Genomic DNA, 14,099 nt, shown 5'->3' on the forward strand with positions numbered 1-14,099 from the left:
CTTTATCACTTTTTTAACAACCAACAATTGCTCGGCTGGTGCACACTGCCTGCCCTAATTTTTTGGTAACAATTAGTCAGTCGGTGTGTACTGCACACCCTAAATCCGTGGCCGTAAGGTGCGCTAGGCGCACCCTAATTTTAACTTGATTTTACCTGATGATAAGGCTTCATCCAACCAAGCCAGAACGCAGGGCGAGAACGGCAGCCTGAGTGCGGTCATCAGCACACAACTTGTTCAAAATATTGCGGACGTGAGTCTTGACTGTACCGACAGTAATGTAGAGCTTTTCGGCGATTGCAGCATTGCTGTAACCCTGCACGATCAGTTCCAAAACCTCTAATTCCCGCTCGGTTAAAGGGTAAGTCTCAATGATGTGACTAAACTCGGGTTCGGCTGCCTTAATCGTGACTCTTTTGCCCTCAGCCTTCGGTTCTTCCGGGGCGGGTTCCTGAGTGCGAGCTTGTTTCAGGACGATACGGGCGATCGCCGGATCGATCCAAGAGTTACCTTCGTGAGTTACTTTTACTACATCTAATAACTGATCGAAGCTAATATCTTTCATGCAGTAAGAGTCAGCTCCGGCGGCAAAAGCTGCCAGAACTTCTTCTTCATTGTCCTGAAAAGTCAGAATCAAAATTTTTGTATCAGGATCGGACTCCGCTACCGATTTTTTGAACTTTTGTGTAAGTTCAATGCCATCAAAATCCGGCAACCCAATGTCTACAATTGCCACGTCAGGTTTTGAAGACTGAAGCAGTTTCAATCCCTCTGAAGCGTTAGCTGCATCGCCAACAACTTCTATCGTGTCACGCTGTTGTAAAGCTGTGCGGATGCCGACTCTTGTCAGGTCATGGTCTTCTACCAAAGCAACGCGAATTTTACTCATCTTTCTTCCAATAGCCCGCTAAATTTTTAAAATATCGTCAACTGACTCAGCTAAACTGAGAAAATTTGAGAATGTGTCCTGATTTAGGGTTTTACAGGTCGCACATCATTTTAAAGCATACTCATGCACCCGCCAACAATGCAAGTTAATTTTTAAGTTATTTTGCGGCGATGCCTGCACGAGCCCGATCGGGACAGGTAAGCTCTCAATGTTTCAATAGTTTAACTGAATTATCTCATTGTCCGCCCGTTGATAGAGGTAAAGATACCACTACCCCGATAAATTTAAAGTATAAAAAATTTTGATGCACTTGGGCCCTCAAAATCAATAAAGCTAGCAGCACGAGTCTTTAATCGGTGTTAGGGCTCTAGTCCAACGCTTATTTATATAACCTGTTATGACTCAGTATCACGGCAATAAGTCTTTTCCCTCGGAGTTTTCCGACTCGGAAATCTTACACAAAGTATCTGAAATAACATCGCCCCAACCCCAAGTTGGGGACTGCGAAACTCAGGACGATCACCTGTGGTCGGCAATTCCTCACATTGTTTGGAAAACAAATGCCGACGGCTGGGCGACTTATTTCTGTCATCGCTGGGAGGAGTACACCGGGGTACCAACAGCAGCAGCTTTGGGTTTCGGCTATCTGGCGCGCGTCCACCCAGAAGACCGCCCTCGTCTATTGGCGAGATCGCACACTTCTAAGTTCCCGCCGCCAAGCTACGAAATTCTATTTCGTCTGCAGACGCGAGAGGACACTTACCGCTGGAACGTCGCGAGAGGAGGGCCGGCTAATCTAGACAGTCAGGAAGTTTTGGAGTGGGTGGGAACCTACACAGATATGGAGCCGATCAAACAAACTCAAGCCGAGCCCCAAGCAGAACAAGAGTTTTGGCGCCATCAAGCGGGCTCGGAAGCTAACTTCAAAGATGAAAAATGGTGCGAAGGCCCGACGGTAATAGAGCCGGGGCGGGAGTTACAGGTGATAGAGCAGTTTACAAATATATTGAGCCAGCGCGCGGGTAATTGGAATGAATTGTTGCAAGCCATCGCGGACGCGACTGTGGAGGCGATCGCAGGAGCGGAATTTTGCCTAGTTGCTCTTCTGGAGTCCGATTGCAGCGGCCTCAAACTCAGCGCTGTCGGGGGCACGGAAAACTTTTGTAAGGGCAAAACCCTGCACGTGCAAAACAAGCTGCTGTGGAAAGCATTTGCGACGGGAGAGTCTGTAGTCTGCCGATCGGAGTCTAGCGACGGCTTGCTGCCGGCGGCGGCTTGTGCAGCGGCGATCGATTCAGGGCCAAGCGGGCGTTTGGGTGTGTTAGCCATCGGCAACGGGAAAGACAGCACGGCGATTGACCGGCATACTCAGCAAGTGCTGGCGGTGATGGGAAAACAAGCTGCGATCGCGATTAACAACGCGCTAGCGATCGAAAAATTAAAAAAGCAGGAACAGCTTTTAGACTTGCAAAACGAGCTGCTAATTCGCCAGCAGGAAGAACTGGAAAATCAGGGGCGACGCATTCACCAGCAAAAATTGCAACTGCTAGAAGCAGCCAAGTTAAAATCGCAATTTTTGGGCATTATGTCCCACGAATTGCGAACTCCCATGAATTCGATTATCGGCTTTTCCCAATTGCTGCTGCGCCAGCACAAACAACTGCTGACCCCCCAGCAAACAGAAATGGTGGGGCGCATTTTACATAACGGCAAAAGCCTGCTACTGCTGATTAACGATATCCTCGACCTCTCCAAAATCGAGAGTGGTCGCACAGAATTAAAAATTGAAAAATTTCATTTAGCGCATTTAGTAATGGATGTCGCCCTGGAATTCCGAAATCAAGCCACCGATAAGAATGTGGCAATGTCCGTCAGCGTGTGCTTGCAGGATCAGTTTATCGTGAACGACAAGTTGCGCTTGCGGCAAATTTTGGTCAATCTCGTTTCCAACGCGGTTAAATTCACACATGAGGGCAGCATTTATATTGAGGTGCGGGAATTAAATTGCGATCGGCTAATTATCACCGTTCGGGATACAGGAATCGGCATCTGTGAAAAGGATCTTCCCCACATTTTCGACAAGTTCCACCAAGGCGACCAAACCACAACTCGCCAATATCCCGGCACTGGTTTAGGACTAGCTATTTGTGCTTCTTTAGTCAAGATGATCGACGGCACAATCACTGCCGAAAGTCAACCCCAAAAAGGTTCGACATTTCGCATGGAATTCCCGCGAAAAGTTTACCCTAAAAAACTCAATTGCTGAGTAAAAACCTTTTTATATTTATCAGAATAGCCGATTTTCACGGCTCATACAAAAACTTTCGTCCTTCTCTAAGACACGAAAGAATAGGACTAAGAGGCAAAAAAAGTTTTACCTACTAATTATAGCGGTAGGGTGCGCCGAGGCGCACCCTACATATAGAGGTTTTGGGTAATTCCTTTATTCTTGAGTCCCTCTCTGCTAGGAGGAGAGTTTGTGTAGGATAGGTTGCAACAGCAGACTCTTATCTAAAGACTAGAAGTTTTCCCTACTTCGGCCTGCGTAGCAATTGGTTTAACATCGGTGTAGCCCATAGTATTAGCTACGTCGCGCAGCACTGTAATTTGCTGTTCAAACTCAAGACCTTCAATTTGACCCAACACGCCATTGACAGCCTCAGTTGCCTCATATCCTTCGGGGATATCGACAATTGTTTCCCCCATACCAATAGCCCAAGCATACCAAACCACCAACTGATTGTTAGCAGTTAAAGCTCCGTAAGCGTGAGAATACGGCGTGTCGTCGCCGTTGACAATACCTCGCATTATATTCAGTTGTTGGTCATGGGAAAGCTTGTAAAAATCATCCAGCAGCATGGGAGCTAATTGTGGGTCGGCAGCGGCGGGAGCTGCTGGTGTAACTGAATCTCCCATTTTTTCATAAACAAAGTAGAGCAGCGCCAGCTTTTCATCTGTACCCAACCCGTTGATTGTCTGAACGATGTTTTTAGTGTCGTTGGAGAGAGAGTGAGGATTGGTCGCGGCCGGTGAGTTCATAAACAAAATTCCTTAAAAATGCTTCCAGAATATATAAATATCAAGATTTGTAAGTACAAGTCACCATCCCCTAGAGGTAATACGATTTGAGATTTTAAATTTTAGATTTAAGATGAAAGAATTGAGAATGACAGATGATGTATGGGTTTGGAGCTTGCATATAGTTCCATTAGTTTAGGAAACTCGTGTAATGTTGACCAGCCACATTAGAATAAATCAGCCTTGAGATAGAAGCCCGCGATACATCTACGGGTAGATGAAAAAGCAACGAAATAGAATCACAATAAATACAGTAAATTGTTAAATAAAACTAGAAAGGAGTCGGCTATGTCTCAAATCAATACAGAACCAAATAACACTGAAAGCTTTGACGCTCAGCAGATCACTGAAAGCGCGGAAGCTGGTGAACAAAAGTTGCCGACCGTTAATGTATCAGCAGACTACGAAGCTTCAAAAGAATTCAGCGTTAGTGACATCGATCGCACGGGTGCCGGCGCTCAAGCTGCCGCCGCTGCAACTGCACCTAAATTTCCTATTCCCGCTCCTAAAGATATCGCAAAGCCAGCAGATACAAGCGGTAATCCCGCTGATTTTCGTTCGATGGCTCACGACATTACGCCTGCAGGTACACCGGGCGAAGTTACCGACGATTTGATGCAGAAAGCGATCGATCTTGGTACTCCCGGCAGTTAATTTAAAAATTCTCCATCCTCGATGCAAAACCTCTGTATTGTAGGGTGCTTATGGCGCGCCTTACCCCTCTAATTCGCGCGTCAAACCACTTTTTGCATAAGTCCTGAGTTCTCAATTGAATGCACGATAAGCTGCAATACAGTAGGGACACAACAATGTTGTGTCCTTAAGGAATGAGAATTAAATAACTTCCACTCTTGAAAGTGGGATGGGCGTCCCGCCCGTCCAAAAAGGACGGGCGGGACGCCCATCCCACAATAACAATTAAAATTGTAAGTTATTTAATTCGCGATCCTAAAGGCTGCAATACGGTAGGGACACAACATTGTTGTGTCCTTAAAGTGTTAATTTTAACTCTGCCTAATCGCTTAATTTTAAGTCGATCGCCCGACAAATTGTACCAACAGTGCGATCGCTCATAATTTCAATTACCAAATCCACCCGATCGCCCTCCACCATCGACTTAATAAATAAATCGGGATGCAGCGCTTTCCAGAAATATTCGACAAACCGATTAATTTCGGCCTCTGACATTCCCGACTTCCCCGCCGCCATCATTTCCTGTTCCGCCTGATTGCGCCAGACTTGAGAAATGCGATAATCTGGGGGATACAAAACCATCAACCGATCTAATCTGTTCCACAGCGGCAGATAGTCGTGCAGCTTCACATTCATATCGCGCGCAAACCGACAGTCGGCTTCTGTGGAAATCGGAAACGGTGCACCCCCCAAAAACGCGTTCAATTTTGCATCAACCACCGGATTCACGCCGACAAACCAACCTTCAAAAAGTACAATATCCGCACCGGAAATAATTTCGGGTTGACTTCTATCTCCTGCACCTCCGTAGGCAGATTTGTCAAACCTGGGAATTTCTATATTTTTATTAATTATATCCGGTTTTATGGCATCAGATTTGGGATTGTCAACTGCTGCTAAATTGTGAGTTAGAGAACCGCGCAACTTGTCTAAAACTGCGATTCCCAAGTCAATATCGTGAGTGCCCGGGGGGCCGCGCCAAATTAAACGCGGGTCAGCTTTTTGGAGTTGTTGGCGATCGGCATAAGTCTTGTAAAGATCGTCTAAAGAAAGGCTGACAGTAGAATATCCTAATTTTCCCAGAATCAGCCTCAAAACTTGGCATAAAGTTGTTTTTCCTGTTCCTTGCCCTCCTAAAATTCCTTGAATTAAAGGACGGTTTAAACTTTGTTTTGCAGTCGATAATTGCATTGCCAGCGGCAGCCAAAGATTCCACAAAGTTTCGAGAAAAACAGTTGACTTTAGGGGGAAAGTATGCAGTTCGTCAAGAAGAGAAAAGAATAAATCGGTTTTGCAACGGACAACATCGGCTGCATTGTCGGGAGTAATCCCAAAAGCGCGCGATCGCGAAGCCCTCGAAGAGGATCGCGCCTCATCCGCAAGTTCCCAAACTGCCAGCAATTCTAACTCGTCGGCGCTCATCTTCCTGAGCGGGCGATCGCCAGCTATCCATGCTTCTAAAATTTCTATAGGATTTAAGTTTGATCGATTCATCTGCTTAAAAATATCGGGCGCACACTCGAAAGCAAGGCCCCTACAAGTCAACACTTGTTAAGAGCCAAGCTTAAAAGCCTCCACAAATAAATTATAAGTAACACCAATTTTCAGAGCATTGAGCATCTCCACCCACAAAGAACCTGCAGCAGGCCGCAGGCTGCGGTAAACCAGCCAGTTCACCAACTCGGTCAAAAACACCAACAGCCCGGCCGCGATAATATCCCAATCTGCAGATTGTCCCGCGATAGTCGAAATAGCTGTTCCCAAAAAAGTGCCGAACAGCAGGCTAATTATCAGGAGCGAAATCCGCCGCCAAGGATTGCTCAGCCAGCCTCCGAAGCGATCGCCCAGAACATCAATTAATCTGTTAATTCGGGTATTCTGCATAAAAGTTATACGATTTGAGATTTAAGATTGGAGATTTGAGATGCGGAATGACTTATGAATATTGGGGTTTGGAGTACGGGCCTATAGTGGCACTCTTTTTTTCAACTGGTATTAAAAGCTATACCGATGAGTAAACAAATGCCCCTCCCGACCAACTCCAAATTCTTACCGGGGTGAGTATGTCGCCATCTAAAATCTAAAATTTAACATCTAAGATGGTATTGAGCGATCGCGGACTTATAGCCGAGAACGCTCAAGTAATTAAGTGTAACTGTATCTTGTGGCACAGCAGACCCTGGTTTTACATTAAAAATAGTTAAGACTAATTTCGGGTGCTGTCTATCCTTTAAGCCTAAAATTTATGAATCTTAAAATTTACCAGATCGTAATTGGAGTGTCGATCGTCCTAATTACAGGAATGTTTCTAGGACGTTTTGAAATCACTATCTCCAACGGTTCAAATCCTTCCAGCGATTGGCCCTCACAAGCCACCGCACTCCCCCCCATACCCCCCGTTTCCCCAGTGGCGACAGCTTCAGCAGACACCGCCAGCGAGCCCAAACCCGACTCAACACCAACCCCCCGACAGTCAGAGGAGGAATTGCTTTCCTCAATCCCTGCAAATACTAAAGCTGCCGGCAGTCTGCGCGTCAGTAACCGCAGCGAACACCCAGTACGAGTGGCCCTGTTGTCGAAACGGCAAGCCGAGAAATCCTACGGCAAACCCGCGCACTGGGATTTTGCGCCGGGGGAAGGCGGCGGCAAGGGACTGATGCTATCGCTGCCGGAGGGCAAGTTACAAGTCAAACGGGGAGACATTTTAGTGGTTTTTGCTCAGGATGGTTCTCGCCACTACTGGGGGCCTTACGTCGCCGGGGAGACACCCTCGCCCGCTTGGAACAGCACAGCCGGAGAATGGCAATTAATTTTGCAGCCGTGAACCTTAGCTGCAGGTGCGGAGATTTTGGTCGAGAAAGCCGGTTGATACGGTCTCGTTGAGAATGGTGCGGCTATGTGAGGTTAAACTCACATAGCCGCATCATTCTCAAGAACAGGCAAGATGCCTGTTCCACAAAGAGTGAATTTTGTTTTGGGGAGTAGGAGTTGGGCAGGAGATCCCGCCCCTGAAAGGCTTGTTGAGAATGGTGCAACATCTCTGTTTAACTGATATCTTGCACCATTGTCAGCAACAGGCTTTTCGGCCTGTTCCACAAGAAAATTTATATTTTGTGGAACAGGCCGAAAAGCCTGTTCATAAAAGCCTTGTTGAGAATGGTGTAACATCTCTGTTTAACCAGATTCGATCGACTTGGGAGTTTCGAGAATGCGAATCTTTCGGTAGACTCTCTATGCGAGCTAAAATTTAAAATCTAAAATCGCAGGAAGTTTGCGTGAAGGAAGTTATTAAAAATTTGTCAGAGTTTAGGAATCGCCCGTTAGCGTTAGCGAAGCGATCCGAAGGAAAGCCCTCGAAGAGGATCGCACCTTTGCTGCTATCGATTTTATGGCTGTGCGCGATCGCCTGGGTAGGTTTCTTGTGGAATCTCGGCAACATCGGTTTAGTTGACGAAACCGAACCGTTGTTTGCCGAAGCCGCCCGTCAAATGACGGTGACAGGAGATTGGATCACTCCTTATTTCAACGGCGAAACCAGGTTTGATAAGCCGCCGTTGATTTACTGGCTGATGGCGGTGGCTTACCGCACTCTGGGCGTTAACGAATGGGCCGTGCGTCTTCCCTCGGCCTTGTGCGCGATCGCACTGACTTGCCTCGGATTCTATACCCTATCGAAGGAAGAAGGAAGAAGGAAGGAGGAAGAAGGAAGAAGGAAGGAGGAAGAAGGAAGAAGGAAGGAGGAAGAAGGGCACGACACGGATTCGGAGACGGATACACGGATGAATGTAACTGTCTTTCCTCCCTCACTCTCCCACTCTCCCACTCCCCCACTCTCCCCCTCTCCTAGTATTCCTATTTTTCTTTCTACTCCCTGGATTGGTGCTGCCCTGATAGCTTTAAATCCCCAAACTATTGCGTGGGGACGGACTGGCGTTTCCGATATGCTATTAGTTAGTTGTATGTGTTCCGCACTATTCGCATTTTTTCTCGGTTACACTCTAGAAGAACAGAGAGAAAAAGCAGAATTTTCCCCCGTTTCCGCTTCCCGATTTCCCAATAAGTGGTATCTGACTTTTTACGTACTAATTGCCTTAGCAATTCTGGCTAAGGGGCCTGTGGGAATTGTTGTGCCAGCGCTGATTGTTGGCAGCTTCGGGCTTTATTTGGGAAATTTTCGGCAACTTTGGCGCGAAATGCGTCCGGTGTCGGGAATCTTGATTATTCTCGCGATCGCCCTGCCTTGGTACATTTTGGTTATTTTAGCCAACGGTCAAACTTATATTGACAGCTTTTTCGGCTATCACAATTTCCAGCGTTTTACTGGAGTAGTCAACAAGCACTCGGCGCCTTGGTATTTTTACTTTTTTGTAGTGCTAGTTGGTTTTGCACCTTGGTCGATTTATTTGCCGGTGGCGATCGCCCGCACCCGTTTTTGGCAGCGCAGTTACTGGCGCCGTCAACCGCGATCGGCTCAGTTGAGTTTATTTGCCCTATTTTGGTTCGGCTGCATCTTTGGCTTTTTCACGATCGCCGTGACCAAATTGCCTAGTTATGTATTGCCTTTAATCCCCGCCGCTGCGATTTTGGTAACGCTGCTGTGGAGCGATATTATTGCAGGCAATGAACCAAAAAACAGGCGGGGAAAGTTAGAAAAAAAACCGAATTCTTTACCGCGAGGGCTGTTAGTTACATACATTTTCAATGTCGTATTTTTACTGATTATAGCCGGAGCAACTTTCTACTGCTACAACTGGCTGGGAGACGACCCGGCAATGCCCAAGTTTCCCCAAGCAATTCAGCAGTCGGGATTGCTGATTGTCGGCGGTACGATTTGGATAATTACAGCGGTGGCGATCGCACTTTTACTCTGGAAGCGGCAACAGCGCTGGATTTTGGTTGCTAACCTCATCGGGTTAGTAGCATTTATCATCTTTGGTCTTACTCCCGCCTACAAAGTGGTTGATATCAACCGCCAGTTACCTCTGAGACAGTTAGCACAGGTCGCGGTTCAACAAAAACTGCCAGGGGAAGAGTTTATTATGGTTGGTTTCTGGAAACCAAGTCTGGTTTTTTATACCCAAGAGCCGGTGACTTACTACCGAGCTGTCAGAAGGGCGATCGACTACATTAAGGAGTCTAAAAACCCAACTTCTCCCTCTATTTTGTTGCTGGGATATCCAGAGAAATTTGTGGAATTAGGATTGCAGCCAAATCAATATCAATTGTTGGACAGTCGGGGCGCTTACCAACTCGCCAGGGTTCCGCGAACAGCGTTTCGATAGTGTCTCTAGTGTTATTTAATACTTGGTTAAACAAGGGATAAAAATGATTAAAACTAAGAATCTTCAACTACTTCCCGTCCAAAGAATTCACGTAGAAGCTTTCTTACGTAATAAAAGCGAGCTTGCAGCAATGTTAAATGTCATAGTGCCTAATAGCTGGCCTCTTTTTCCGGAAGCATTTTCCCTCCCTGCTGACGAATCTTCCGAATCCAATCCGCCTCCAACTGACTGGCACAGCTACTTCTTTATTCATCCAAAAAATCAAGTGCTTGTCGGCAACGGAGGTTTCACAGGCTCACCTGATGAGTCAGGGACTATAGAGATAGGTTATGAAATTGCTTCCGAATATTGGAATCGTGGATTTGCAACTGAGGTGGCACAGGGAATGATCGATTATGCTTTCGCTCACGAGGAGGTTAAAGCAGTCATCGCCCACACTTTAGCTGAAAAAAATGCCTCGAATAGGGTGTTGCAAAAAGTGGGAATGAAGTTCATTGCAGAGGTGGACGATCCTGAAGAAGGCAAGATATGGCGATGGCAAATAAGCAGGGATGAATATCATCCGACTTGAACCGTAACGCCATTTGGCTGTTTAAGTCACTGGTTTTGGCCGTAATTTGAAGGTTCTCGGTTGGAGCATTAAATCTGGCAGATTGAATAAAAGCTATAATCTAGTCACTACCTAAAACCCGAAGCTCGGAGCCTACAATGGTTTCAATTCTCCACAAACTCTCCTCGTTAGTCTTGGAAGGATTAGTCAAAGTAATGAGGGAAAAGCAGCAACTCAGCTTTAAGCAGGCAGTTGTGAGACAAACTATATACTACGTCTCAAAACAGTTACCACGCGAAGAGCAAGATAAAGGAGAACGCTACTTCATCTCTTTAGCCAATAAATGGATCGAGCAGCCGACACAGGAAAATGCAGAAAAGGCTTCAATGGGGGTTGCCTGCGATTATATAGATGGAGGTATGAGATATTTCGATTATCCATCATATTTCCTTGCACCTGCTGAGGCAGCGGCCAGTAGTGCATATGGTGCAACAGAATGCGCCTTAACAGCATCTGGAAACGATTCGCGAGCCGCCTATCAATGGCAAATTACTGCTGCATGGGCTATTTTGAATAACAAAGAACCACCGCTGCTGAAATAGAAATGCTTAATCAATATTTCGACGTACTAACATCGGCTTAAAGCTAGTATAAAACATAAAAGCTGCTCTAGTGTATTTAGACAGGTGGAAGACTATGATTCCAATCAATGAACCTCAACATCAGTTGCAGCAGTCGATCGCTCCCATGAGTCACTCCCATCAACCGATCGCGATCGCAGGACAAACTAGCAATCCAGTGTTATTATCTGAATCTGACTGGGCATCTGTTCAGGAAACACTGTATCTTCTCTCAGTGCCGGGAATGCGGGAATCGATTCGGGAAGAAATGGCAACGTCGATCGATCAAGCATTGTGATCGCTCTTTGGAGTGGTGAGGAGAGCCGACCATACGTGCAATAATCAGCGATATTATCTGGTACGCGATCGCCTGAACCTATGGATGCGCTAATCGGCAAAACTTTACAGGGTGGAAAGTACACCCTCGAACAAGAATTGGGCCGCGGCGGCTTTGGAATAACTTTCAGGGCAAATCACCGCTATTTAGGACAGCCTGTAGTCATAAAAACCCTCAACGAATCTCTGCGGCAGCAACCCAATTTTGCTGAGTTCGATCGCAAGTTTCAAGACGAAGCGAGGCGGTTGGCTTCTTGCGTTCATCCGAATATTGTCCGCGTCAGCGATTTTTTTGTGGAAGACGGGCAGCCTTACATGGTGATGGACTACATAGCCGGTCAGAATTTGGGCGATGTCGTATTCCCAAATCGACCGCTGCCAGAAGAACTCGCTATTCTCTACATCACTCAAATTGGCGCGGCTTTAAACGTTGTTCATCAAAAGGGTTTGCTGCACCGAGATATCAAGCCGCAAAACATTCTACTGCGCCAAAACACCCAAGAAGTTGTGCTGATCGATTTTGGCATTGCCCGCGAGTTTACTGCCGGTGCAACCCAAAGTCACACTAATATGGTGTCCGACGGCTACGCGCCCCCAGAACAGTATTTCGCCCAAGGAAAATATACGCCCGCAACAGATGTTTACGGTCTGGCGGCGACGCTTTACACTTTACTGACAGCACAAGTGCCAGTGGCTGCAATTTTGCGTACCAGCCAGCCGATGCCTTCACCCCGCGACTTGCAGCCTCAGCTAAGTGCGGCTGTCAGCCAAGCCGTGATGCGGGGGATGACGGTAGAAGCTCAAAATCGCCCTGCTAGCGTGGATGAGTGGCTGTCGCTGCTGCACGGGCAGCCTCTTGGTGCTGCGTCGCCGGACACCGGGCCCACGGTGGCGGTGATTCCCGGACACGGGCCTCAGTCGCCTGCGGCTTCGAGAACAGCGCCTGCTGTGGTGTCTTCTGGGGGAGGAAACGGCAAGGTTTGGTGGATTTTGGGGCTCGTGGCGATCGCACTTATTGTTGCAGGTTTTGTCGGTATTGCTAGGGTTTTCTTCAACCGACCGTCTTCAGAACCCGCACCGGTGGCCCAGGACGATCGCACTTCGGCCCCTGTAGATCCAGACGCGCGCTCAAGCCCCACACCAATTCCCGCGCCGACACCAACCCCAGCGCCGACTCCCAGAGAAACTCCGCCGCCCGCTGCTGAAACTCCAACGCCTGCTGCTGAAACTCCAGCGCCGGCTGCTGAAACTCCAGCGCCTGCTGTTGAAACTCCAACACCAGCCCCAGCGCCAACACCAGCGCCTTCTCCGGAGGCTGTCGAACCAACACCAACGGAAAAACTTGTTGACAAAGAGTTGCCACCAGATCGATCGCCCGCACCCAGCGAACAACCGGGAACCAATTATCAGAAGACTCCCACAATCCCTGGGTATGCCGTTGGTACGCGGGAAAGTCAGATTTTATCCGAATTGGGAGAACCGACTGACTCTCAAGCGCGGGGCTATTGGCCGAATACTCGCACCGCACTTTATGAAATATTGCCAAATCGGATTACTCTCGGCTACATTTACGATCGCGATTCGGGCGAGCTAGTACAAACAGAGGGTTCTTTTGCCCAGTCGGTGGACGCTTTGGTAGTGCGAACCGCGTTAAACGGGATGGTGGGCGGCGCCAGCCGGGAGATTTTGCAAGGCTTGGGCGACGTGCAGCAGCGCCGGAGTAATCGGTTTACGTTTAGGAAGGGTTCGCTGGAAGGGACGATCGAACGCAATGAGCGCGATCGGATTTACATCGGCGTCTGGGACGAGAACTTGCATTAATTAGGAATTACCCACGGGTGGTCAGAAACCGGGTTTTTTTGCCATATTCTTCGTTACAGCCCGCATTAACCGCAAAAAACCCGGTTTCTTTAATCCCCAATCGAAAATCTAAAATCCCAAATCTAAAATCGACTTGACCACTGTCAATAAACCTTTCAAGGGCGGGATCTGGGGCCCACCCCCCAAAAAAACTGGAACTCTTGTGGAACAGGCATCTTGCCTGTTCAAGAAAATGGTGCAAGATGTAAATATTCTTGACTCAGCTTTGTGCCAAAATCGAAAATCCAAAATCCAAAATCCAAAATCGACTTGACGCAACACGAAATATTGTCTATGATAAAAGAACACACGAGGGGCTGTAATGGTTTCGACAGGGTGGCGAAAGCTGCTCCGTGATGCAGGTCGAGAGGGAGTCTACTCTCGTTAATATCGGCTCAAAAAAAATAGTAAATGCGAACAACATCGTTCCTTTCGCTCGCAAAGCCGTAGCTGTAGCCTAAAAACTTCTTGAGCTTGGTTTAGAGTGTATGCCACCTCACTCCGTTAACGGTAGCATAACAACCCCCAACGGATGCCCTAGCTAAACGTTTCTAGTCGGCTAGCTGGGAAAGCAATCACTAGAAAATCCCCCCATTTGGGATAAAGATGGTTCCCGCCCCGAGGATTAGAGGGGATAAACCTGTGAACGATCGGAAGGTAAATACCCATTTTGGACGGCAGTTCGATTCTGCCCAGTTCCATAAAAAAAGTGACGTAAAATCAATGGTTTAAGCCATTTGAAAGTTACTTTAAAGCATTAAAAGGGCCCAGAGTTAACTCTGGGCCCTTTT

13 protein-coding genes and 1 other RNA gene are annotated in these 14,099 nt (G+C 47.4%); 9 read left to right on the forward strand and 5 right to left on the reverse strand.

Annotation, left to right across the window (positions count from 1 at the left end):
* Positions 1-169: 169 nt before the first annotated feature.
* Positions 170-889: a response regulator transcription factor gene (locus QUB08_RS15750; protein ID WP_333225598.1), complete on the reverse strand. Its 720-nt coding sequence runs from the start codon at positions 887-889 to the stop codon at positions 170-172.
* 397 nt (positions 890-1,286) lie between these two features.
* Between QUB08_RS15750 and QUB08_RS15755 the strand changes: the two genes are divergently transcribed.
* On the forward strand, positions 1,287-3,155 hold the full coding sequence (locus QUB08_RS15755; RefSeq protein ID WP_333225599.1) for a PAS domain-containing sensor histidine kinase: 1,869 nt from the start codon (positions 1,287-1,289) through the stop codon (positions 3,153-3,155).
* Between the two features lie 245 nt (positions 3,156-3,400).
* Here the strand turns inward: QUB08_RS15755 and QUB08_RS15760 are convergent, their stop codons facing one another.
* Positions 3,401-3,928, reverse strand: a complete 528-nt coding sequence (locus QUB08_RS15760; protein ID WP_333225600.1) for an orange carotenoid protein N-terminal domain-containing protein — start codon at positions 3,926-3,928, stop codon at positions 3,401-3,403.
* A gap of 327 nt (positions 3,929-4,255) precedes the next feature.
* Here QUB08_RS15760 and QUB08_RS15765 point away from each other — a divergent pair, with 327 nt between their 5' ends.
* Entirely contained in the window at positions 4,256-4,621 is a 366-nt protein-coding gene (locus QUB08_RS15765) for a hypothetical protein (RefSeq protein ID WP_333225601.1), read from the forward strand.
* A gap of 360 nt (positions 4,622-4,981) precedes the next feature.
* On the opposite strand, the gene QUB08_RS15770 is transcribed toward QUB08_RS15765, so the two are convergent.
* Together QUB08_RS15770 and QUB08_RS15775 are read right to left on the reverse strand one after the other, a co-directional pair.
* Positions 4,982-6,154, reverse strand: coding sequence for a glycerate kinase (locus tag QUB08_RS15770; RefSeq protein ID WP_333225602.1), 1,173 nt, complete (start codon positions 6,152-6,154; stop codon positions 4,982-4,984).
* 57 nt (positions 6,155-6,211) lie between these two features.
* Positions 6,212-6,544, reverse strand: coding sequence for a DUF565 domain-containing protein (locus tag QUB08_RS15775; protein WP_333225603.1), 333 nt, complete (start codon positions 6,542-6,544; stop codon positions 6,212-6,214).
* 361 nt (positions 6,545-6,905) lie between these two features.
* Here QUB08_RS15775 and QUB08_RS15780 point away from each other — a divergent pair, with 361 nt between their 5' ends.
* A complete protein-coding gene (locus tag QUB08_RS15780) occupies positions 6,906-7,484 on the forward strand; it encodes a hypothetical protein (protein ID WP_333225604.1) in 579 nt (192 codons plus the stop codon).
* Positions 7,485-7,570: 86 nt separating this feature from the next.
* On the opposite strand, the gene QUB08_RS15785 is transcribed toward QUB08_RS15780, so the two are convergent.
* Positions 7,571-7,828, reverse strand: coding sequence for a hypothetical protein (locus tag QUB08_RS15785; protein WP_333225605.1), 258 nt, complete (start codon positions 7,826-7,828; stop codon positions 7,571-7,573).
* 107 nt (positions 7,829-7,935) lie between these two features.
* Between QUB08_RS15785 and QUB08_RS15790 the strand changes: the two genes are divergently transcribed.
* The 6 genes from QUB08_RS15790 (at position 7,936) to ssrA (ending at position 14,012) form a co-directional block, all read left to right on the forward strand.
* On the forward strand, positions 7,936-9,942 hold the full coding sequence (locus tag QUB08_RS15790; protein WP_445300924.1) for an ArnT family glycosyltransferase: 2,007 nt from the start codon (positions 7,936-7,938) through the stop codon (positions 9,940-9,942).
* Between the two features lie 43 nt (positions 9,943-9,985).
* A complete protein-coding gene (locus QUB08_RS15795; protein WP_333225606.1) occupies positions 9,986-10,513 on the forward strand; it encodes a GNAT family N-acetyltransferase in 528 nt (175 codons plus the stop codon).
* Positions 10,514-10,650: 137 nt separating this feature from the next.
* On the forward strand, positions 10,651-11,094 hold the full coding sequence (locus QUB08_RS15800) for a hypothetical protein (RefSeq protein WP_333225607.1): 444 nt from the start codon (positions 10,651-10,653) through the stop codon (positions 11,092-11,094).
* Between the two features lie 94 nt (positions 11,095-11,188).
* Positions 11,189-11,410, forward strand: coding sequence for a type II toxin-antitoxin system Phd/YefM family antitoxin (locus QUB08_RS15805; RefSeq protein WP_333225608.1), 222 nt, complete (start codon positions 11,189-11,191; stop codon positions 11,408-11,410).
* Positions 11,411-11,490: 80 nt separating this feature from the next.
* A complete protein-coding gene (locus QUB08_RS15810) occupies positions 11,491-13,269 on the forward strand; it encodes a serine/threonine-protein kinase (RefSeq protein ID WP_333225609.1) in 1,779 nt (592 codons plus the stop codon).
* A gap of 352 nt (positions 13,270-13,621) precedes the next feature.
* Positions 13,622-14,012, forward strand: a transfer-messenger RNA (tmRNA) gene (gene ssrA / locus QUB08_RS15815).
* Positions 14,013-14,099 lie beyond the last annotated feature (87 nt).

Source organism: Microcoleus sp. BR0-C5, from assembly GCF_036705045.1.
Taxonomy (GTDB): domain Bacteria; phylum Cyanobacteriota; class Cyanobacteriia; order Cyanobacteriales; family Microcoleaceae; genus Microcoleus.

Bases quoted from the DNA above. Each gene is read 5' to 3' on its own strand.
- QUB08_RS15750 (WP_333225598.1), bottom strand. From the start codon at position 889: ATGAGTAAAATTCGCGTTGCTTTGGTAGAAGACCATGACCTGACAAGA.
- QUB08_RS15755 (WP_333225599.1), top strand. From the start codon at position 1,287: ATGACTCAGTATCACGGCAATAAGTCTTTTCCCTCGGAGTTTTCCGAC.
- QUB08_RS15760 (WP_333225600.1), bottom strand. From the start codon at position 3,928: ATGAACTCACCGGCCGCGACCAATCCTCACTCTCTCTCCAACGACACT.
- QUB08_RS15765 (WP_333225601.1), top strand. From the start codon at position 4,256: ATGTCTCAAATCAATACAGAACCAAATAACACTGAAAGCTTTGACGCT.
- QUB08_RS15770 (WP_333225602.1), bottom strand. From the start codon at position 6,154: ATGAATCGATCAAACTTAAATCCTATAGAAATTTTAGAAGCATGGATA.
- QUB08_RS15775 (WP_333225603.1), bottom strand. From the start codon at position 6,544: ATGCAGAATACCCGAATTAACAGATTAATTGATGTTCTGGGCGATCGC.
- QUB08_RS15780 (WP_333225604.1), top strand. From the start codon at position 6,906: ATGAATCTTAAAATTTACCAGATCGTAATTGGAGTGTCGATCGTCCTA.
- QUB08_RS15785 (WP_333225605.1), bottom strand. From the start codon at position 7,828: ATGTTACACCATTCTCAACAAGGCTTTTATGAACAGGCTTTTCGGCCT.
- QUB08_RS15795 (WP_333225606.1), top strand. From the start codon at position 9,986: ATGATTAAAACTAAGAATCTTCAACTACTTCCCGTCCAAAGAATTCAC.
- QUB08_RS15800 (WP_333225607.1), top strand. From the start codon at position 10,651: ATGGTTTCAATTCTCCACAAACTCTCCTCGTTAGTCTTGGAAGGATTA.
- QUB08_RS15805 (WP_333225608.1), top strand. From the start codon at position 11,189: ATGATTCCAATCAATGAACCTCAACATCAGTTGCAGCAGTCGATCGCT.
- QUB08_RS15810 (WP_333225609.1), top strand. From the start codon at position 11,491: ATGGATGCGCTAATCGGCAAAACTTTACAGGGTGGAAAGTACACCCTC.